8 protein-coding genes are annotated in these 23,491 nt (G+C 58.9%); 4 read left to right on the top strand and 4 right to left on the bottom strand.

The features are described 5' to 3' along the window. Nucleotides 1-44: 44 nt before the first annotated feature. The 3 genes from mfd to IPM61_05175 all read right to left on the bottom strand — a co-directional run bounded on the left by mfd (nt 45) and on the right by IPM61_05175 (nt 9,115). Complete coding sequence (mfd, locus tag IPM61_05185; GenBank protein ID MBK8910706.1) at nt 45-3,365, bottom strand: transcription-repair coupling factor; 3,321 nt, start codon at nt 3,363-3,365, stop codon at nt 45-47. Nucleotides 3,366-3,571: 206 nt separating this feature from the next. Further along, a complete protein-coding gene (locus tag IPM61_05180) occupies nt 3,572-7,519 on the bottom strand; it encodes a choice-of-anchor D domain-containing protein (GenBank protein ID MBK8910705.1) in 3,948 nt (1,315 codons plus the stop codon). A 177-nt stretch (nt 7,520-7,696) separates the two neighbouring features. Continuing rightward, complete coding sequence (locus tag IPM61_05175; protein MBK8910704.1) at nt 7,697-9,115, bottom strand: M20/M25/M40 family metallo-hydrolase; 1,419 nt, start codon at nt 9,113-9,115, stop codon at nt 7,697-7,699. A 231-nt stretch (nt 9,116-9,346) separates the two neighbouring features. Between IPM61_05175 and IPM61_05170 the strand changes: the two genes are divergently transcribed. Both IPM61_05170 and IPM61_05165 read left to right on the top strand, forming a co-directional pair. Further along, nucleotides 9,347-12,004, top strand: a complete 2,658-nt coding sequence (locus IPM61_05170) for a SpoIIE family protein phosphatase (protein ID MBK8910703.1) — start codon at nt 9,347-9,349, stop codon at nt 12,002-12,004. 886 nt (nt 12,005-12,890) lie between these two features. Then, nucleotides 12,891-14,828, top strand: a complete 1,938-nt coding sequence (locus tag IPM61_05165; protein ID MBK8910702.1) for a hypothetical protein — start codon at nt 12,891-12,893, stop codon at nt 14,826-14,828. Here IPM61_05165 and IPM61_05160 read toward each other — a convergent pair. Further along, nucleotides 14,808-14,954: a hypothetical protein gene (locus IPM61_05160; GenBank protein ID MBK8910701.1), complete on the bottom strand. Its 147-nt coding sequence runs from the start codon at nt 14,952-14,954 to the stop codon at nt 14,808-14,810. The two genes, IPM61_05165 and IPM61_05160, sit on opposite strands and share 21 nt — an antisense overlap. 107 nt (nt 14,955-15,061) lie before the next feature. Between IPM61_05160 and IPM61_05155 the strand changes: the two genes are divergently transcribed. Together IPM61_05155 and IPM61_05150 are read left to right on the top strand one after the other, a co-directional pair. Beyond that, nucleotides 15,062-20,731, top strand: a complete 5,670-nt coding sequence (locus IPM61_05155) for a carboxypeptidase regulatory-like domain-containing protein (protein MBK8910700.1) — start codon at nt 15,062-15,064, stop codon at nt 20,729-20,731. 207 nt (nt 20,732-20,938) lie between these two features. Beyond that, entirely contained in the window at nt 20,939-22,963 is a 2,025-nt protein-coding gene (locus tag IPM61_05150; protein ID MBK8910699.1) for a hypothetical protein, read from the top strand. The last annotated feature ends 528 nt before the right edge of the window (nt 22,964-23,491 follow it).

Here is a 23,491-nt window from a genome sequence, read left to right as displayed (position 1 = left end):
TGGAGGGGAACATCGTTCAAGTTTTTTCAGCCGATGGCCCCTCCTTAGGCCGAGCCTCTCATCCGTTGTTCCATCATCGCATCCTTGAAGGCAGCAAGGGCGTTTTCGGCCTCCTCGATGCTGGCGATTCGGTCGAACCGGACGGCAAGGGATTTCCCTTTGGTCTCAAGCTGCACAAACGGGCTGTGGCTGGTGGCAAACATCAGCGGCTGGAACCAGCGGTCGTAGAACTCCTGGTTGCTTTGCGGCGGAAGCTCCAGCCGCATCACTCCGTCGCGCAGCACCAATCGTGCCGCTCCGGTCTCCATCCCCGCAAGCCGCAGCCGGAGTGCGGTCAGCAGGTTTTCGGTTTCGGGCGGCATCTTCCCAAAACGGTCGCGGATTTCGGAAACCACCCGCAGCAGGGCCGATAGATCTTTGGCGGTGTAAAGCCGCAGATAGACCTCGTACCGCTCGCTATCCTCGCGGATGTACTTCTTCGGGATCAGCGCGTCCCCCTCGGCCTCAATCTGGATATCCTCGTTGTTCGGCAGCAGCAACGCCCGTTCCTTCTCCTCGATTTGGTCGCGGAACAGGTCGCGGAATTCTTCACGCTTCAGCTCCTCCACCGCCTCGTCAACAATCCGTTGGTACAGGTCGAATCCAACTTCTTCGATGAACCCCGATTGCTCGGCCCCCAGCAAATTCCCCGCGCCGCGAATCTCCATATCGCGCATCGCCAAACGGATTCCGGAGCCAAGCTCGGAAAGCTCGGCAATGGCTTGCAGGCGTTTCAGCGCCACGCGTGACATTCCGGTTGGCGGGGGAACAATCATGAAGCAGTAGGCTTGGATATTGGAACGCCCCACCCGCCCGCGAAGCTGGTACAGCTCGGCCAATCCGAACTTGTCGGCATGGTTGACAATCATGGTGTTGGCCGATGGAATATCCAACCCTGACTCAATAATCTTGGTGGTGACAAGGACGTTGAACTGCCGCTCGATGAACTTCATCATGGTGCTTTCCAACTGCTCCGGGGGCATTTCGCCGTGGGCGGTAACCACCCGCGCCTCGGGGACAAGGTCGTGGATTTTTGCGGCCAGCTCATCAAGGTCGCCAATGCGCCAATGGACAACAAAGCATTGCCCGCCACGGCGAAGCTCGCGGGTGACGGCCTCGGCAATGGCTTCGTCGTTCCACCGCATCAGCTCGGTTTGGATTGGCAGGCGGTTGCGCGGCGGGGTCTCGATAACGCTAAGGTCGCGCGCGCCCATCAGGCTGAAGTTGAGGGTTCGGGGGATTGGGGTTGCGGTCAGGGTCAGCGTGTCAATGTTGGCGCGCATTTGGCGGAGCTTCTCCTTTGCGGCCACGCCGAACCGCTGTTCCTCGTCAACAATCAGCAATCCCAAATCCTTGAAAGCAACGTCCTTGCTCAGGATGCGGTGGGTCCCGATCAGCACATCCACAACGCCCCGCTTCAATCCTTCCACCGTCTCCTTCTGTTCGGCCTTGGTGCGGAATCGGGAAAGGAGCCCGACGTTGACGGCATAGCGCGCCAATCGGTCGCGGAAACTGTTGAAATGCTGCTGGGCAAGGATGGTGGTTGGCGCAAGGATTGCCACCTGCTTCCCCCCCTGAACCGCCTTGAATGCCGCACGCACCGCAACCTCCGTTTTGCCGAAGCCGACATCGCCACACACAAGCCGGTCCATTGGCGTTGCCGATTCCATGTCGCGCTTCACGGCAACGGTTGCTGCGGCTTGGTCGGGGGTGTCCTCGTACATGAACGATGCTTCCAGCTCGCGCTGCCAGCTGGTGTCGGGGGGGAACTGCACGCCAGGCTGCGATTTCCGAAGCGCGTACAGCCGGATCAGCTCGCGCGCGATGTCCTTCACCCTCCGTTTTGCCCGCGCCTTTGCCCGCTCCCACTCGTCGGTTCCCAGCTTGCTCAGCTTCGGGACGGCCCCTTCTTTCGAGGAATATTTCTGCAGGCGATTGATGTAGTTAAGGTTCACAAACAGGATGTCGCCCGATGCGTACTCCAACTTCACAGCCTCCCCACGTTGCCCTGCTGCGGTGATGGACTCCAGCCCAACAAACCGCCCAATCCCTTTGTCAACGTGGACCACGTAATCGCCCGGGCGCAGCTGCTTCAGCTCCCGCAGCGTGAACCCCTTAAACTGCTTCCGCCGGACCACGCGCGAGCGCGAACGCTGGCGGCTAAAGATTTCATGCTCGACAAACACCGCAAGGTTTTGCGCGGGAAGAACGAACCCGTGGGTAAGGGTGTCGCTCAGGTAGATCAAGTCGGTTGGGGGGAAGTCGTAGGGGCGGTCCTCGTCGGCAGCGCGGTCGTGTTCGCCGTCAATAAGGTCGTTCAGCCGGCGGCGTGCGTCGTCGCCATCGGCCAGCAGGAAGACGCGTTGCTTGTTGGCTCGCAGCCCATCAACCACCTTGCACAGCTCCTTCAGCGACGATTGCACCGGCGGCTGGGCGCGCCCGCCGAAATCAAGCACCTCGGCACCCTGCGGGGGGACCTGCGAATGCGTCAGCAGCGTGTGGGCTTCGATTCGTGCGATCATCCCCCCCTGGCCGGCATCTTCCAACAATCCAAAAACCCGCTCCGGCTCCTCAAGAAAAAAGATGGTGTTTTGGGGAAGGTGTTCCAGAATGGTGGCCGTCAGTTGGTCCTGGTCCTCGCTGTGGAACAGCTTGGCCATCAGGTTGATGCTGGTGAAGTCGCGGATGGAACGCTGCGATGCGGGGTCGAACTCCCGCATGGAGTCAATCTCATCGCCAAAGAACTCCACCCGCACGGGGTTGTCCACGCCCACGGGGAAGATGTCAATGATCCCCCCGCGCACGGCGTAGGTCCCGACTGCCTCCACGATGTCGGTGCGCTCGAATCCACCTTTTGCCAGCCGGAGGGTGAACTCCTCGAACCCAACGGTATCGCCCACCGATAGCGGAAGGATGTGGCCGGTGATATTGCGTGCGGTTGGAACGTGGGCGGCAAGGGTTTCAACGTCGGTAACCACCACGCGGTCGGGGCGGTCGGCAAGGGATTTCAGCGCGTCGGTTAGGGAGATCACCTCGGCATCCAGCGTGTCGCTGATGGTGGCCGTGGTGTGGTGCGATTCCTGATAGAGCAGGGTGTGGTCCGGACCAAGCAGGGTTGCAAGGTCGGCGAAGGTTGCATCGGCATCGGCGCGGTCCTCGAAGATCATCAGCAGGGGGCGGCTGGTGCGCTGGTACAGCAATGCCGGAACCAACGAACGAAGCGACCCCGCAAGCCCGCGAAGATGCACAACCGGACGGTCCTTCACCCCCTGGAGCACCTGGGAAAAGGCTTGGCCGGAACCGATAGAATCAAGAATGCGCCGCATAAGCAGAAACGATTATTCCAAACATAGAATACCCGTAGGGGCATGGTTCGCCATGCCCCTACAAGCGGTTATCACGCGGCAAAGATAGCCTTGCAGACCGGGGAAGAATGTGGGGAATTGTTTGGGGGGGAAGGGATTCCGCGCCGGTGGGGATTGGGCGCGGAATTTGCCCGTTGTTCGTTAGTCAGTGTTGTTGCGGCCTTTGCTCACTTGGCCACGTTCATCATGCGGGTGAGGCGTTGGGTGGGGGTTTCTAAGATGTACAGGTACGTCCCGCTGGGGAGCACTCCTGCGTTGAACCGTACCACGTACCGACCCCGGCGCGAGACCCCATCCACCAATCGCAACACCTCCTGACCCAGCGTGCTGACCACGCTCAGCCGCGTTTGACCGCCTTCAATCAGCTCGTACTCAATCTCTGTCTCCCACGTCACAGGGTTCGGGCGGTTCGGCTTCAGGATTAGCTTCCCTTCTGCCTCGATCAACCGCAGCGTCCCGAATCGGCAGATACCATTCAGTCGGAACTCCCCAGGCTCCACTTCCACCTCTCCGCTCCCGCTGCTCAGGTTCACATCCGTCAGCTTCAACGCCGTTGTCTCCGCGTTCCCAAGCGTCGCGACGAACTCATAACTCCCCACTTCCCCGCTCGTGAAGCCAGCAGGCAACTCGCCGCTCACTCCAATCAATCGCTCTCCATCCACCACGCTCCCCATCGGTGTTGATCCCGCAGGATAGAGCAGGCTGCTGTTGAACCGCAGCACACCGCTGAAGCTCAATCCTCCCGCTCCCGCAAAACCGCCATCGCCAACTTCGGCCCAAACTCCAACCTTCACTCGCTCCCCTGCCGATGCTTCAAGGCTTGGCAGCTTCAGCGTCAATCGCCCGCTCTGCTCCCCCTTCCCGCGAACGTTCGCACTTGCCGTGACTTCGCATGGAAGGCTTGTTCGCGCTGTCGCCGTGGTTGATTGTTCGCCCGATTCCGGAGCGTAGCTGATCGTTGCCCACACCGTGTCCCCAGGAGCAATCTCCGCTGGCAACCCTGGCTCCGTGGACGATACTTGGAATGGCGATCCCACCCCCGCAATCCCTTCCACCCGAACCGCAACCCCGCCAACGTTGACGAACCCAACCCGACCACTGGCCGATTGACCAACTTGCTGTGCCCCAAAATCAAGATCAATCGCCTGCAGCTTCGGCGTGACCCGCTGGCCGGTCACCACCACCCGCTTCGTGATCCCGCACGGCGAAAAACGCAACTCCATCGCTTCGGCAAACGAGCCTTCAGCTGTTGGCGCGAAGCTCACGCTTACCCCCTGTTCCACCCCGTCCGGCAGCGATTGCCCGGCAACGTTGCCAACTCCAAACGGACCTCCAACACTCGCCGAAACAATCACTCCATCGGACCCAGAAAAACGAATCGGCAATCGCTGGCTCACCGTCGAATCGCCACACATCACCACGCGACCGAAGCTCACCGTGTCGGGAAGCTCAACACTCACTCCTTGCTTCTGACCCAGGAGCTGCGCGCCCAGCGATCCCCCGCATGGCTCATACTCTGCTTCGATCGTTCCCGAGTGGCTTCCGCTGCTTGATGGGCGGTAGCTCACCGTCACCGCAAGGCTGTCGCCAGGGGGGATCACTGCCGATGATGGAGCCACCAAATACTCGCCACTGCTGGAGTAGAGCCGTGTCACCCAAAGCTCGATCTCCGAGCCGTTCCGAAGCATGATCGTCGTGTCACGGCTGGTTGCGCAGCCGGTCAGCGTCCCGAAATCTATCACCCCAATCGGCGCAAGCTCCGGCGTTACCACCCGACCCGACAGCCGCAGCCGCAACGTGTCACGGCAGCTTCCGCTGGCGTATCCAAGCCGCAAATCATCGCTGAAAGCTCCCGCAGCGACGGGGGCGTAGCGCAGCGTCAGTTGCAGGCTATCCCCGGCCACGATCGTTGCCGGAAGGTTCGGCGATGCCACCGAAAATGGAGCCGAGACGACCCCGGGGCTGATCGTTGCTGGCGCGGTTCCGTTGTTCCGAATCACCACCACTGTGTCGCGTGGCGTGGCTTGGCAGCTGGCCGCCAGCCCGAACTCCATCGCCCCGTGCGAGATGCTCACCAGCGATTGCTGCTTCTCCCCGCGGAGGGTGATCCGCGCCGTCGCGCCGCACTGGTCGCCGACAAGCTCCACCTCCTCGGCAATGCTCCCCGACGACTGCGGCGAGAACCTCACGGTGATCGTCCGGCTCTCGCCGGGGGCCAGCACCACCGGCAGCCCGGCAACGCTGAAGCTGGTTCCGGCAATCCGTGCTTCGGTGATCTCCATCGGCGCGTCGCCGCTGTTGGTGAGGGTGATTGCTGTGTCGCGTGTGGAGGTGCAGCCGTCCAACGTGCCGAAGTCCACCGTTGCAGCCGCGCTGAGTTGTGGGCGAAGGACGCGGACCTCCACCGAGTCAACGGCGGTGCAGCCGGAGGAGTCGGTGATCGTCACCCGATAGGTGGTGGTTGCGGTTGGGCGTGCGGTTGGGTTCTGGCAATCGGCGCAGGAGAGGCTGGATGATGGAGTCCATTGGATTGCCTTTGGCGTGCGCCCGGCAATCATTGGCGAAAGAACCGTGCTGGAGTCGGCGCAGATGGAGCGGCTGGGTCCGGCATCAATGCTCGGTTGGGGAGCAACGGTGAGCGTGACGGTGTCGCGCCAGATGCAGCCGTTGGAGCTTGTGACGGCAACGACGTAGCTGGTGGTGGAGTCGGGCGCGGCCAGTGGCGTGCGCGCTGCGGTGTCGCTAAGTCCCAGGCTTGGGCTCCAGCGGTAGGTGATGGGTGGAACGCCTTGCTCCAGCACACCCCCCAGCAAAACGCTGGCACCGCGACAGATGGTGGTGTCGGCACCGGCGTTCATTTTTGGCGGTGAGAGGATGACGACGTTGAGGGTATCGCGGGCGATGCACCCCTGGTCATCGGTGACAGTGAGGATGAAGAGAGTGGAGCGATCAACCTTGACGGTTTGGAGGAGTTGATTACGGCTGGAGATGAGTGGATGGGGGTTCCACTGGTAACGGTAGGGTGGCGCGCCATCGGAGGCATTGGCACCGATGGTGATGGAGTCGCCGAGGCAGACATAGCGCGTGGACCCCAGCTCAACCTTCGGCGGCTGGCGAACGGTGATGCGGATGGAGTCAATCTTTTGAACAGTGTCGCGGCACGGCTCGGCACCGGCAATCTTCAGGGCTTTGACGATGTAGGTTGTGGTTTTCTCGGGGGTGACGGTGGGGAACATGGAGGTAGGGCCTTGCAAGGTGGGGGAAGGGTTCCACGTAACCTCTGTTGGGTTGCCGAGCAGGGAGAGTTGGACGGTTTTGCCCGGGCAGATGACGGTATCGGAGGCAGCGATGGAGAGGTTGAGGGTGTTGGGCTGCGCAGCCTTTGGCCAGCCGTTGGCGCGGTAGAGTGCCGAGACCTGGGCAGCGGTGAGCATGGTGTCGTAGATGTTGATATCATCTATCGCTCCTTTGAAATAGAATAGAGGATACTTAATAGAACGAGCGATCCAAAGATTGAGGGTGTTGGTGTACGTAGGGAACGCGGCACCATCATCTGTGTCTTCTAAGACCCCGTCAAGGTAGATGGAGAAATATTCTCTTTTAGGGTCACGTGTGGTTGACTCATAGACGGCGACGAAATGATGCCAGCGGCCGTCGTTCAGGTTAGAGGTGGTCGTGGATGTACCACCAAGATCAGCTGTATAGGGGCTAAACGCAATCTTTTCAAAAGGGGCACGCTGGATACTATACCCTGCAGCGTCATGGGGGCCTTTGTTTATTATGGCGTCAGCATTGGTGTTGGGGTTTCTGGATACACAGAACTTGACCCAGAGGGAGATGGAGTAGGTGAAGGGGAAGTTGAATGCAGAGGAGTGGGGGACACTGATGTAGTCGTTGATGCCGTCGAAGTTGTAGGCGGCGTTGGCGTTGCCGAAGCGGTCCTCGGTAAGGGTGGCACCGTTCACGGTGCCGTTGTGCCCGTTGCCGCTGGCATCGCTGGCGTTACCGCTGAAGGGGTAGCTGGCAACCAATCGCTGGGCGGTAAGGCTCTGGGCAGCAAAGCAAAGGAGGGCAACGGAGAGCAAGGCAAGAACGAGCGTGTTGCGTGCAACCATGGTCAGCACCTTGTAAGGTTACGGTGAGGGTTTATTTCTGCTGGTACGTCGGAGATATTCAAGGGAAAAATCTGACAACCGGAACTTACGGCCTGCCTCCCATACGTCGCAAGATGAGTCGGGGGGGAGATTTGTAAAGTGGGGATCACCAAACAGCATAGCCACGCCGCCCTCCGCTCACCGTTCCCACTCCACCCCTTCTTCTGCAATCAGCCATGCCAGCAGGGCCATTGCGGCTGCGCCAAGTTCAAGTTCGCGGCGGTTTACTTGCTGGAAGGTGTCGCTGGCGGCGTGGTGGTAATCGAAGTAGCGGTGCGACTCCACGTTCAGCCCAATGTTCAGCGTGCCGTGGGCCTTCAGCGGCCCGATATCTGCGCCGCCGCCGCCGTGGATAAACCGCTCGGCCCCCATGATGCGGAAATACCCCGACCACCGCGCAACCCGCTCCACCGTCGGCATATCCGCCTCGATGTAGAACCCACGCGGGGCAAACCCGCCGCGGTCGCTTTCAATGGCGGCGATATGCTTGGGGCCATGCTTCCCAACGCTATCGGCGTAGGCAATGCCGCCCCGCATCCCGTTCTCTTCGTTCATCCAAAGCACGGCGCGGATGGTGCGTTTGGGCCGCAGCCCCAGGACCTTCAGCAGCCGTAACGCCTCGATTGCTTGCACGCATCCTGCGCCGTCGTCGTGCGCACCTTCGCCAACGTCCCAGCTGTCCAGGTGGCCGCCAATCACCACCACTTCCTCCGGTTTTTCCGTTCCGGTTAGCTGGCCAATCACGTTGTGCGATTCCGCATCGGGAAGGGTGCGGCAGTCGGTTTGGATGCTCAGTTGCGCCGCCGGATGCTGGCGCACGGTGCTGCTAAGCCACTCGGCATCGGCGGTGCTGATTGCCACGGCTGGTATCTGCGCGATGCTGTCGTTGTAGCGGAGCATTCCGGTGTGGGGGAAGGTGTCCAACGCCGTGGTCATCGAACGGACCACCACCCCGATTGCCCCAACCCGCGCCGCCGCCACCGGCCCATGGACCCGCTGGTCCACCGCGCCGCTGTACGCGTCGAACGTGTTCACCAACGTTGGATCCATTGGGCGGTTGAAGAAGATGATCTTCCCGCGAGCGCGTTCCCCAAGCCCCGCAACTTCGGCAATCCCTTTCACCTCAATCACTTCGGCGGCGATTCCCCCAGCCGGGGTTGCCACGCTTCCCCCCAACGCCAGCGCGTGCAGCGGCGTTTGGATTCCGTTGGCGGTCAGGACCACCCTTTCCGCCGCGCCACGCTCCCAGTGTGGGACCAGCACCGGTTGCAAGTGGACCCGCTCCAAACCGGACTCGACCATCACACGGCGGCCCCATTCAACCGCTTGGACCGCTTGGGGCGACCCGCTTAAACGGTGGCCAATGGTGGTGCAAAGCTCGCGAAGCATTTCGTGGGAACGCCCGCTGGATAACGCGGCATCGGCAATGCGGCGGGCAATGGCGTGGTGGTCGTGCGGTTCTTCAGGAATCGCGGTTGATTGGCTCATGGAAATGGATGTGTTGACAAGAAGCAGCGGAAGCAACGATTGGCAGCAGCCACGAAATGGTTGGTTCATCAAAGATGGCCTCCTTGCGGAAAAGAAGTGCGTACCGACGGGTTGGCGCGGGGAACTTAGCCCCATCCGGCGGGGTGTGCAACAGCAGGGGGCGGGCGGGCGCGTTTTCGGGATAGGTTTGGTGGGGGAACTTCAACTATTTTCACGCCGTCAGAATTGCGGGGAGGGGTGGCCGGGGGGATTCACTCGAAGGCTGAATCAGATTATAGATAGAGAGTATAAAGGGCGATTATGGCTTTGTTCTTCTCCATTGCCGAGCGTTTCCGGCAGATGAACGACACCCAGTTGCGGGTGGTGTTTGGCGCGATGTTCGTGGTTTCGTTGCTGGCAAATTTGATTGCTTCCAATGCCGGAATTGTGCACCACAGTGAGATCGTCACCGACGATTGTTTGTGGGGCGTTGAACGCCGCGCCGGGGAGTATGTGCTGACGGTGGCGGAGGTTGCTTCCGGCGGCCAAGCGGAGCAGGCCGGGGTGCGCGTGGGCGACCGCGTCATCTCCATCAACAACATCCCAATCCCCCCCGTGGCCGATAGCCTTCCCAACGGAAAGGTGCCGCCACGGGTTCAATACATTGACGATTACGCCCAGAAGGTTTTGGAGGAATCGCTTGTTGACACGCCAATCCCCTACGTGGTGGAGCGGAACGGGAAGGAACTCCATTTGCGGATGACCCTGCATACCCAGAAAATTTATGTCCAGATTGCCTTCCCGTTGTTCTGCGCGTTGTGGTTGCTGGTGGGCGCGGTGGTGGTGTTTGCTCGCCCGCGTGGAAGGGTGCAGCAGCAGTTTTTCCTGACGGCAGGATGCGTGGTGTTTGCGTTCACCTACCCTGACCAGTTGTTCCAAGTAACCGGCCAGCTGGGCGTGATGCTTCGGCTGGTGTGGGGGACGCTTGGTTCGCTGTTCCTTTCGCTGTGGGTGCTGTTTTGCACCACCTTCCCGATTGACCAACGGGTGTTCACCACCGCACGGCGGAAGTTCTGGCTCTACTCTCCGGTCATTTTCACGGTGGTGGGGAACCTGATGTATTTCGCTGCCGAGCTTGCCGCCATGCCGTCGCCGAAGCTGCTGCAAAGCTCCATCATGTACGGTGGGTTCGGCATTGGCCAGCTCTTCTTTTTGGGGGGGACGTACTTTTTGTTCCGTGGCTACCGGCAGCTTCCGGCAACGCTGGTGCGGCGGCCCATGCCGGTGATCTTGGTTGGGTCGCTTCTGGCAACGGTCAGCTTCCTTTACTTCAAGGTCATCCAGATTTTTGTCCCGACCACGACGTTCCTCTATCCCCAATATCAGCTTCCCGCATTTCTGATTCTTGCGCTCCCCATCTCGTTCGGCTACGCCATTTACCGTTATCAGGTGATGGATTTCCGGCGGGTGCTGCGGACCACCATGATCTACGCCGCGGCCACCACCCTGATTGTTTGCCTCTATTTAACGATTGCCTACGGCATTGGCCGCGCCCTTTGGGCCGTGACGGCCTCCGGGTCCGACGAACCGGTGAATATCTTCAGTGCCGTCGGCATTATCACCTTCTTGCTGGTGTTGCTGTTGCTAGAGCCGGTGAAACGCGCGGTGCAGACCTGGATTGAAAACCGATTCTTTCCGCAACGCCGCGACTACACCCAACTGCTGACCCGGTACACCGAGGAGATCACCGAGACGGTGGGAACAAGCGCGGTTGCGGCACTGATGGCACGCACGCTACGGCAAACGCTGAACTTGACGGGAGCCTACGTGATTGTTGAAAAAGCGGACGGTGAGTTTCAGCTGCTGGCAAAGGATACCGACTTCGAGCCGATTGATGTGGAAGATGAATCGCTTCTTAGCCTGCGGGCATTGCTTCACCAGGACCACTCCATCATCTCGCTGGAAACTGTCAACGATCCGCTGTTGGTTCCGTGGTGCCAGTGGTTCAGCTACGTTGCGGGGTTATACGCCCAGGGGAAGGCAATCGGCGCGGTGATTGTCACCCGCCCACGAAGCGGCGAAGCATTGGGGGGGCGGCAGCTGCAACTGCTGAAAACCGTGGTGGCGCAAGGTGCGGGGGCGGTGGAGGTGGCGCGGCTGTACGAAATGGAGTTGGCGCGCCAGCGATACCAGGAGGAGCTTGCGACCGCGCGGAAAATCCAGGAAAGCCTGCTGCCGAAGCAGATGCCAAGCATCCCGGGGATTTCCATCAGCGCAACGGCGCGTGCGGCGCAAGCGGTTGGGGGGGATTACTACGACGTGATCCAGCTGGACGGCGACCGCTACTTGGTGATTATCGCCGACGTTTCCGGCAAAGGGCTTCCGGCGGCGTTGTACATGGCCGAGTTCCACGGCATGGTCCACATTGCCTGCGCCATCCACAACACCCCGAAGGAAATTCTGGCGTTGCTGAACAAGCATTTGGGGGAGATCATCACCCGCGGGTCCTTCATCACCGCCACCATGCTTTTGTTCGACACCACCCGGCAGACGGTAAGCATGGCACGCGCCGGGCACACGCCGATTATCCGGCGGCATGGTTCCGAGGTGGATACGCTTGCGCCGGCGGGAATCGCCCTGGGACTGGCCCCGCACGCTACGTTCGAGGGGGCGCTGAAGCAATACACCGTGCAGTACGAACCTGGCGAGACCTTCATCCTGTTCAGCGATGGAGTAAGCGAGGCGATGAACGCCGCGCGGGAGTTATTCGGCGACGGGCGGTTGCTGGATGTGATCTCCGGATTCCCCGACACCTCGGCCCACGCGCTTTGCAGCGGAATCCTGCAGCAAGTGGAGAACTTCCGCGACGGGGCCGACCCAAACGACGACATCGCGATTGTGGTGGTGGAGATTCAGCGGCAACCCCAACGCTCCCCCCAGCCCCCACGAACCTTGCGCGGAACAACCACCGAGGGGTAAATAGTACTTGGTGAAGAGTGAGCTTGACCAGCTGAGGTGCAAGAAAGAACCCATCTGCTCCTTCATAATCACTCATCAATAAGAACCGACACCAGCCCTGAAGGGGCGACCAATGCCAGCCCAGGGCATCGCCCTGGGAAAGGAGCCAAGCCCCCACGTAACATCAGCCCTGAAGGGGCGACCTCCATGTGGTTGGATATTTTGTTGAGGGTGTGGATTTCAAATGGATGCCGTCTGTGCAAGGTTGATAGATGAATAGGGTTGCCCCTTCAGGGCGATGGGATGTTCGTGGGACGATTCCCAGGGCGCTGCCCTGGGCTATGATAGTATGCCCCTTCAGGGCGACCGATGCCAGGCCTCGGTGACCCTCTTCCGCCGCGCCCCCCTGCTTCGCTGCAAGCAGCTACGCGTCACCCCAATGCTGGGGGGCAATAGGTTTCTGCTACTGACCCTTTATTCTATGGATGCCAAGCCATTTCTGCCAGCCCCTCCCCCAGAATTAGGGGAGGCGGGGAGGGGGCTTGCTGCGGTGGCGGGTTGGTAGCGGCCCCGATGAATTGGAGCCGAGATAGTGAAGATGACGCCGAAGGCTAAAGACCTTTTATCAATCCCGACGGAGGTCGGGGCGGCTACCCCGACTGAGATCGGGGCGGCTACCCTTGATCTTGTTCTCTCTGGATTTCACGTCACCACTGCCAGCCCCTCCCCCAGAATTAGGGGAGGCGGGGAGGGGGCTTGTTGCGGTGGCGGGTTTCGATGGTTTTTCCCTTTTGCCACCACTCTGCCGCCGCTGTAGTCATCCGTTGGGGCAACTGTAATCAAGCGGGGATAGATTGTTGACGTGCGCCACATCAAGGCCCAACGCAACGATTATCCGAACCGATCCATGAGCATTGCCGCAGCATCACAACAACTTCGCAACGCCGCATTCAGCGCGATGGTTGGACTATTTCTTGTTGGCGGACTTGCTCCGTCGGCAATCCTGGCTCAGGAAACTGAAACGCCAGCCGCTTCTGACTCCGAAATCGTTGAGGGGGCGCACGACCACCACCACGAATTCGACACCACCGCAACCGATACCGAGGCTTCGGCAGCCGACGCTTCGGCGGAATCGCGCCCTGCGTTTATCCGTTTTGATGGGACCGCAAGCCTTAGTGCCGATGCCTACGATTGGTCGGCAACCAACCCAGCCTTCCGCCCCAGAATGCCGGAATCGTTTGTCCGATTCACGATGAACAGCGAGCTGCGGATTGGCGAATTTTTCACGCTGCCGTTCAACATCATGGTCTCGCCGCAGCAAACCAACGTGGTAACGCCGTGGGCGGGGCAGCAGTCAATCGGGCAGTTTTTGGCCAACCAGATGAACACCATCAGCATTGCCCCGAAGTATGGTTGGGCACAGCTGTACATCGGCAGCCACACGCCTGGATATTCGGAGCTAACGTTCGGCGATGTTCAGGTGTTTGGCGGCGGCGTGGACCTTCGCCCGGGGAAATTCCGGTTCAGCGCGTCGGCGGGGATTGCCCAGCGCGGCGTGGAGGTTGACACCGCACAGGGGATGCGCGGGGCCTACGAGCAACGCGCCCTGATAGCACGCATTGGCTACGGCGACGAAAGCGACGAACGCCAAGTCAGCTTTGCCGTGAACATTGCCCGGATGCAGGACGACACCACCAGCATCCGCCCGGTGCTGCAAAAAGTGCAGGTGGAGCTTCCCGACGATTCCGGCGGATTGCTGAAACCCGCATCCATCTTTACCCGCCACGACCTTATGCCAACCCCAACCGAAGGTGCGTCGCTTTCGTTCAGCTGCCGCGTTCCGTTTGGCGAAGGGTTCTCCTTCATGGGCGAGGCTGCCACCACGAACTTCACCCGCGACATGAGTGCCGAAACGATTGAGGATGAGATTCCGGTCCTGAGTAGCGTGATGCAGCAACGAATCTCCTCCCGAATTGATTACGCGCTGACCGGAACGGTGGGCTTCAACCGCCCGGAGTATGGGGTATCGGTGAAGGCGTTGCTGATTGGCCCGGGCTATGTGGCGCTTGGCTACCCCCAGATGCAGGCCGACCGCCAAGACATCACGGTGAACCCACGGCTGAATTTGTTTGAAAGCCGCCTGAACATCAACGGCGCAATTGGCCAGCGGACGAACAACCTTTCGGGAACAAAAGCGGAGACCAGCACGCAGCTGATTGGAACGGCCACCGTCTCGGCCCAGATCACCGAGGCACTCAGCATTGATGCCAACTACAACAACATGGGGATGACCACCAACAACCGCGTGGACACCTTCCGGATTCACAACGTCACCCAGTCGTACAGCATCACCCCAATGTATGTTCTGGCTGGCGAGGAGATCACCAACACCTTCAGCGCCACGTTTGGCGTGGATACCTACAACGACTACAACCTGATCTCCGGCCCAGAGAACAACACCCAAACCCAAACGATAGCGGCAACATGGGGAATGACCATGAAGGAATTCCCGCTAAACACCACGGTTGCCCTGAACAACACCCAGCAGACGATGGCTTTCAACGAGGTGGCGATCAACAGCGCGACGGTGGGGATTGGATACGCCTTTGCCGAAGGCCGTTTGCGCCCATCGTTTACGGCGGGCTGGAGCGCAAGCAGCGTGAAGAACGCCACGCAGGATGAGGAAAACACACGAATCTCCGCACGGCTTGGCGTGCAATGGGACGCTACCGACTGGATAACCCTAAGCCTTAATGCCAGCACGGACCGCAACACCGCCACGGGCCTATCCGCCGGAAACGCGACCGAGAACTACCTGCAAACATCACTCACCACACGCTTCTAACTGCCGTCCGGGCGTTGGCCTGATGGAGAATTGAGCAATAAGGGAAGCCACCGCACGCCAGCGGTGGCTTCGTGTTGTTGGAAGCATCGCCATGCCGTTGCTGGTTTTGCAAGGGCGTGCTTCCATCTGTAGTTATTGCCCCCCAATTCTGTAATCCTTGCCGAGTACCTTGAATAGCAAATGAACAATCAACACAACCACAACAACGCATCCTCAAAACAATGAGGGACTTTATGAACTTCATCGCTCGTTGCTTCGGGTTCCTGAGCGTGGCAATCGTTCTGGCGACGACTGCGGCTGTTGCGCAATCGCAGCTGCGGATGACGCTGACGATTTCGCCAAAGCCCAGCCCGTACCTGTCGGATTGGTCATCGAAAAAGGAGACGGCAATCCTGACGGTTATCAACAGTGGCCAGAACACCGTGATGGCCAAGATTGACGCGCAGGTTACGCTGAATGGGGCATTGAAAGCGCAAACCAAATACGCTTCGATGCCGGTGATTGCCCTGCCCGCTGGGGTCAGCACTTTTTTTGCCGATCAGATTATTCCGGCCGGTGCCGTCACTTTTAAGGATGGAACGGACCAAGCGGCAATCAAAACGGGGATGCTTCCGGCGGGGAATTACCAGCTTTGCGTCAGCCTGCTAAGCCCAAACAGCCCCACCGATAAACTGGTGGAGCTTTCGGCGTGCAAGACCTTCCTGCTAACAAGCTATCAGCCGCCGACGCTGCTGCTGCCAACCGATAAATCATTCGTCAACAGCAACATCCCCCCAACGTTCCACTGGACCCCGGTAACGCCAACGCCTACCGGGAAAGTGCGGTATCAAGTGGTGGTGTTCCAGGTGATGAACGGCCAGACCCCTGCGCAAGCCTTCAAAAGCAATCATCCGATTCTGGACCGGGATGCAACGCTTCCAACGCAAATGCTTTGGCCAGCCGATGTCCCGTTCCCCGCCACCGCCACACAGTTTGTTTGGAGCGTTCGCGCCTACGACGCGCAAAACAAACCGATTGGCGAGCCAGACGGCTACGCCACGCCGTTTTCATTTACGGCAGCCAAAGGCGGACACGCGAACGACACCACTAACAACGGACCGATCACCCATCAGGGGGGAGGTGGCCAGGATACTGTGCGTGGGCACGGGTGGCCGTCGGGGCACCAGGGGAACACGTCATCGGGCAACGGACCGATTGTGGTGAACTTCCAGGACCCGTACGAAGGGCAGCCGAAGAAGGACCTTCCGTTTTCGGGCATGGTTCGCAACAGCACCAACAACTTCTCGGTGTCGGGTGTTACGGTGGAGTTCCGCTACGCCAAGCAAACGATCTTTGGAATGCAGCCGTACGGGGCAACGCTAACCGCCACCACCGATGCCAACGGAAAGTTCAAATTCCCAGCGGTGAAAGCCCCAACGTTCTTCAAGCTGACGATTAAGAAGAACGGCTTCAAGACCGTGACGCAGATTGGCACGCCGTACAAGATAGAATCGGCAATCACCGATTACTTGGTGGTGATCCAGCCGCGTGTGATGGCCATTATCGGCCTGGCAGAAGATGCCTTGACGAAGAAAAATATTCGCAACGCAGTGGTGGAGCTTTGGCGGCGGCCAACGCCCTGGTGCTCGGCCTGCCCAATTGGCCAGCAAGGGGGACCGCAATACTCCATCCCGACGCTTGTTGCCTCCACCAAAACAATGGACTTTGGCAATAGCGACACCGCCGCCCAGCAGGGAGGGATGATTAACGTGATGCCGCTGCGGCTCTGGGGCAACTCACTCTACGTGTTGAACAACGGTACGTTTGTTCTTGAGAACATCCCGTGGTGGGATAACTACTTCATAAAAATCAAACACCCACGCTACCAGACCGAGGAGGTGTACCACGTGGCTCCCACCGCCAACGACACCATCAACGTGGGGATCGTGAAGGTGAAGGCGAAACGTGGGACGATTAAAGTGACGGTGCTGGATAAAATCCCCAACAAGGGGTTGGTGGGCGCAACGGTGCGGGTTTTCCCCGACGTTGCAACCAACCCGCCGGCAAACCTTGTTGATCCGAACGCACACGTAAACTCCGATGGCTCCTACAACGCCTCGGCGGGCAACCTGCCGATGCAAGGGCAATACGCGGCCTACGCCCAAACGGTACTGAACGGCGGCGCATACATCCCATCTGGTGGGTTGGTGAACCCGCAAGGAATGCAGTCGGGGGGCGGAAGCGGTGCGGTGGGGGCAAATGGTTGGATTGATGCATCGGCAGGGTGGGGCATTCCGATGCAAACCGGCGGCGGGGCGAACGTGCCGCAAATGGCCCCGGAGAAGATGCCCGACATCCCACCAATCGCCACCGGCATCACCGACGCAAGCGGAAAGGTGACGCTTACCAACATCTTGGTGAACGACCCCAACCAAGCCACCGATCGCTACTCGGTATGGGTTCGCACCGCTGGATATGTCGATGCCTGGAAACCAGTGCGGCTGGTGCTGAATAACCAGACAAAAGAGGTCCTCATCAAGCAAGATTCCGCCAAAGGATTTATCCACGGAATCGTGCGCGACAAGCTGGCGAACAAACCCGTTGGCAATGCGAAGGTGGAGCTGGTCAAAAAGGTGAACAACAAGGACACCACCGTGATGACCATCAACACCAACCCCGATGGGACCTACACCCTCTATCCAGTAAAACTTGGGACGTATGGAAAAATCAAATTCTCGGCCACGGGCTACACCGCCCAGGAGAAGCCGGGTCCCATTGTCATCAGCAACGGAACGGACCTAACGGCCAGTGCCGAGCTGCCCCGCGACAAAGGCAAAATCTTCGTAACCGTATTGGCCATTAGCGGCAGCGACACCATCAAAGCGCAGAACGCTTTCATCCATTCCGATAGCGTTCCATCCATCTCGGCAGTCACTTCCATCAATGGCAATGTGCTGATCGAGGATGTCCCGACCGGCGTGGTCAACCTTGTGATTTCCTACCCGATGTTCGCCGATAAATCGGTGCTGGTTACGGTTCCGAAGGATAACCAGAAGAGCGTCACGGTCTATCTGGCCAAACCAAATGGGGAGATTAAAGTGACGGTGAAGGATAGCGTCACCGGCAACTTCTTGGCGAACGCATCGGTCACCATCGGCAGCAAAACCGAGAAGACGAACGTTGCCGGATTGGCGACCTTCAGCGGGCTGCAACTTGGCCAGCAAAACGTTCTTGTGATTGCCGACACCACCGGCGGATTTGATTACAAGAACTTCAGCTCCACCAAAGTCATCAACGAGGGGTTGAACCAGCCGCTGACGATTAAGATGACCCAAGGGGCGCGGATTTACGGCAAGGTGACAAAGAAAGTGGGCGGCGGGCCGATTGACTCGGCATCGGTGACGATAGCGGGGGTTCCGGGCGTTTCGGCAAAAACCAATGCTGCCGGCGAGTACATCCTGCGGAACGTCCCAACCGGCGTGAAGCTGAACGTCCAGGTCGCCAAACCGAAATTCATCTTGGGGAAAACGGAGGTGCAGGCGTTGCAAAAAGGGCAACAGAAAAAGAACGTGGACCTGCAGCTGGCCGATTCCCCCATTGACTCCGTCTACGGGTTCGCAATCATTGTGGACACCGTCACCGACGCGCCAGCGGGGAACAAGTACCTGAAAGGGAAGTTCAAAGTGCCGAACAACCTGATGTTCAAAGCGGGATCAAAAAGCAGTTCGTTTGAGTTCCTGTTCGAGAACTTGGAGGTTGATGGAACCACCATGAAACCGGTGGCCCTGGCCTACTACTTCCCCTACTCCGAAATGCCCGTGAGCCTCTTCGAGGCCCTTGACGCAAAGCTCACCGGCGGCGAAGACTTCCTGAAAGTGGAGTACGACACGGTCCTGAAAACCGGGGCAATCCGTGGGAAGGAGTTGAAGCTGCTGCCGTTCATTCCAAAAATTCTTCCTGGGTCGCAATGGATTCCGGAGAAGCTGAGCGACGGCGCAACCGCAGCCGGGGCCTACTCCAAATCGCTTGGGTTCTGGGCCGATGGCGCGTTCCACGGCGGAAACGTCTTCAAGGTGACAAGCAACGAAGTGGAGGTGAATATGTGGGGCTTCAAGGTGGCGGTGGATTACACCAAAACCACGTTCGACACCACCGGCTTCAAGTACGTCGGCTCGCTGACGATTCCGAAGATCAACAAGACGATCAAGATCAACCTGCTGGAATTCAAGAACAAGGGGACCGCAGCAAAAATGGATATCCAGTTCGAGCAAGTGAAGCTGGATATGAGCACTCCGTTCGAGATTGACCTGAAAGCCTTCAAGTTTGCCGACACCTCGTTTGCATGGAACCAGCAAGGGATTATCGCCGGCGGCTACGTGGTGCTGACCAAGCTGGGCAACCGGAAATTCCGGTTCGAGAATATGTTCATCAACAAGGAAGGGAAGTTCATGGGGGTGCAGGTGAAGATGGACCCGGGAACGCCGCCAATCAACGTCCTGGGCGCGCAGTTCACCCTGTCAGGGCTTGGGTTCGGCACCAATCCATCGGACACGACCGGGACCGGGGCTAACCAACAGATCACCCCGGAGAATCATTACTTCACCTTCAGTGGGAAGCTATTGATCCCGCAGCTGAGCAAGCCGATTGAGTTCCAGAACTTGATCTACAACGACACCGGCAGCTTCTACGGAACCATTGCCTTCAACCAGTCGGTGAAGCTGATGAACGTGGTGACGTTCGAGCTTCAATCCATCGAGTTCGGGTTCGATGCCGCCAAGCAGAAGAAATTCATCTTCGTGAAAGGTGGCGTGGCCTTCAGCATCCCACTGCTAAGCATCCAAGCCGGGAACGTCCGAATCTTTGAGGATAAAACTTTTGCCATCGAGAAGATCGGCTTCGGCTTCAATGCTGGACCGGTGAAAGTCTCGCTTTCGGCACAGTGGAGCGACACCGCGTTTGGGGGAAGCGGGATGTTAGAGGTTGCGCCGATTCTGGCGGTGTCGGGCGAGTTTTACTACAAGGACGGCAACAACTGGAAGATCAAAATTGCGGCCAATATCCCGCCGATACCGATTGGGCCGGTGGCGATTACCGGGGTCTCGGGGATGCTTGCGCGGAACAATGGATACTGGGCCTTTGGGTTCGGCGGATCCGTGGCAACCGCTGCCGGAAAAGAATCAATGGAGCTTACGGTCCAGGTGCAGGTGGAAACCACACCGAACGGCCCAATCATCCAGGGCGATGCATGGCTGAAGACGCTTGGGGTGCAGATTGGCGAGGCCCACATCGTGATTGACATCCCGCAGAAACGCTTTGCCGGATCGGTCCAGTTTGGGCTGAACAAAAGCGGCGTGAAGGTGACGGCGTTTATTGACTTCGAGGTGAAAGCTGGGGTCTACTGGTTTGTGGGTGGTGGCGCAACCTTCACCTTCCCGATGATTGCCACGCTGCAGGTGCAAGCCTTTGTTGGAAAGAACTACCAGGGCTTCAAGCACACGCTTCCGGTCACGTTCCACCCGGATAACCAGACGCTGAATGGCTTCCACATGGATGCCAGCATGGTCTATCCAAAAGTTGGAAAGAGCGGCGATGTCTTCCAGTTGGAGTTCGGCTACTACCTGTTCGGCGCGATTGACTGGAACGGCAATCTTGCCGGCGGAATCAAAATTGCCGGCAACGCAGCGCTGGACCTTTGGGTGGTTGGGTTCACCGCCTCCATTGATCTGCAAGCGGCAATCGAATACAAGAACAGCCTGCTGAAATTCCACGGCCATGCCAAGTTCAACGCCAAAGCGTGGATCTGGCCATGCGATGCCAACAGCTCCTGCGATGAATGGTGTAAATTCTGCCCCTGCATCACTGCAGTGGTTGACTACGCGGGGAACAAAGGCTGGGAGTTCGATTTCTCGCTTGGTTGCCAATAACCGCAAAAGCTAAACAAGGCAAGGGGGGAACAACCGCGCCCGCATCATCAACACCGATGGTGCGGGCGTTTACGTTGCGGAGGTGGTGTTTTTGGGGGAATCCTGCGTTGTGTAGTCCCCCGCCCCCCTTTCTGTAATCACTGCGGCCTACATTGATAAGCGATTCCAACCAGCACTTTTCATCAATGGACTTCTGCTTGCAGAGCTATGAAATTCAACGCCATACTCCACGCTTTCGTTCTGCTGCTTGTTGCGGCGATTACTCTTCCGGCCAACGCCCAGGATTCGCCCAGGGCAAAAGCCTTTTCTTCGCCGGACGGGAACGTTATTCTGTTTGCCGAGCCACGGCTGTATCACCCCGGCGCGCCGGTTGGCGGGAAGGGGTGGATCGGGTTCCACATCTACCGCCGCGCCGAAGGGGAAACGGAGTTCCGCCGCATCACCACCACGCCGGTTAGCCGCGCCGCAACGCTGCAAGATGCCGAGCGGGAGCATGGCCACGCGCTGGACCTTATCACGCTTGCGCTGGACAAAAAATCCCGGGAGGAAGCGTGGAAGATGTTCCAAGCCAACAGCATGCAGGCAATCAAGTTGGCCATGTTCAACTTGGAGCTTCAAGAAGTGTTGGGGATGCTGTACCGCGACCGGAACGTGGAGACCGGGAAGCAGTATGAGTACGAAGTTACCTACGTCAGCAAGGCTGGCGATGAATCCAAGCGGACCTCGCCAATCGCCGTGGTCTATGGCCGCCCGGCTTCGGCAGGGCTGGGGCCAATCAACGTGAAGGCATTGGAACAGCAAGGGAAGATTGAAATAACATGGGAACAGAACCCAGCTGATGTTGGCGCGTTCACCTACCGCGTGTACCGCGCGGTTGATTCCGCCAGCCATTATATCAAGCTGAACCACCGCGACCTGCTGATGATTTCTACCGACGACAAACCCGGGCAAGGTGCGCTAACCGATACCGGCTTGATTGACGACCACACCTACTGGTACGCCGTTGTCTCGGTTGATTTTGTTGGCAACGAAAGCCGCCGTGTTATCATCAAAGCCACACCGGGCGACAAGGTTGCCCCGCCACCGCCCGGGCCAATCGTTGCGCAGCCCTCGGGGCTTGGGATTGCCGTGACGTGGCAGCCACCAGTTGCCGACGACCTTGCCAGCTACGACATCTACCGGAGCACAAACTCCGACTCCTTGTTCGAGAAGATCAACGACGACGCGGTCCCCGCAACCGACACGATCTACGAGGACCGGAAGGCGGCCCCGAACATGCAATACTTCTACCGGATGGTCTCGATTGACCGCGCCGGGAATCGCTCCGAGCAAAGCGCGCACGCAATCGGCTACTACCGCAACTTCCGCGCACCCTTCCCCCCGCAATACGTTTCAGCAACCGGCAATCGCCAGGGGGTGCGGATTGAGTGGGAACCCAACGACGAACCGGACCTGCAAGGCTACTTCGTCTATCGCTCCGAAAGCCTGAATGGTGAGCTTCAGCAAGTCTCGCAGCTTATCAGCAAGGACACCAATTTCTATCAGGATAGCGACTCGCATCTTTCATCAAAAGCCACCTACTGGTACTTGGTGCAGGCGATTAACTACTCCGGGTTTGTCAGCCGCTACTCCGTCCCCACGGCTGCGCGCCCCGAGCTTCAGGAGCTTCCGCTGGCCCCGCTCACCTTCCGTGGTTGGTCCGAGCCATACGGCAACCGCCTGTTCTGGGGTGAATCAAACGACAACACCGTCAGAAGCATCATCATCGAACGCGCGCCGGCAACCACCGAGCGTTGGGAGCGGGTGGCGACCGTGGCGGTGGGGTCCGGAACCTTCACCGATTCAACGGCCGAGGGGGATCTGGAGTATCTGTACCGCATCCGCCCAATCAGCGATTACGGGGTTGAGGGGAAGCCAACGCAGTTCCTATCCATGACCCGATACCTGCGCCCATTGCCCCCCCCGGGCGGGCTGATGGCCACAAAAGCGGAGCGGGGCGCGCGGTTGGAATGGGACCCAGCGTTGGACGAGCGGGTAAACGGATATGTGATCTACCGGAAAACCGGGCGCGAGGAACCGCAGCAACTTTCCGCCGCGCCAATTCCGGCCGGCACAACGTTTGAGGACGCAACCGCCGAGCAGGGGAAAATCTACTTCTACGCCGTTGCCGCCATTGACCGCAACGGGCGCGAAAGCCTGGACCGAACCGAACTGATGTACCAGCTGCCGTAAATCATCAATAATTGAGCAATAAAAAAATGAGCAGCGGATAATTATCGCCAAATCATTTTCCAACCTATGGCCCTGCACAGCCCTTCCGAAGCCGAGTGGTTTCGGGGGGGCTGTGTGTTTGTTGAGCGGAACAAAGCTTTTTTTCTTCCCGTGTGACACTTTCGCTATTGGCGGGGTCTGTATTCGCACATCCGCAATGCAGGCTGCCGTTAGGGGCGGCCCGGCCTGCTACACTGGGCACATCGCCGTACAGACACTTGAGACAACTTCGTTCCCCTTGCTCTCTGCGCTGCTGTTGTCTGCTGGTGCTTCTGCCCATCACAAACCTACAAATCGCATAACACGAATGCCCACACGGGCTTCCTGCTAATTGGGTTATTCCTGGCAGGGAAGGAATTGCTTTGCCATAACTGAATATTTACCGCAGCACACAAAACTGCTGCAACCCCTTTTTTCTCATCACTGAAAAAAGGGGGGGGATATTTTTCCCTAAATCAAAACTGCTGCGTTGGAATAACGCAAAAATTG

The organism is Chlorobiota bacterium, assembly GCA_016710285.1.
Lineage (GTDB): Bacteria > Bacteroidota > Ignavibacteria > OLB7 > OLB7 > OLB7.
Note: the sequence above shows the minus strand (reverse complement) of the source record. Positions and strands in the feature narration are given on the sequence as shown.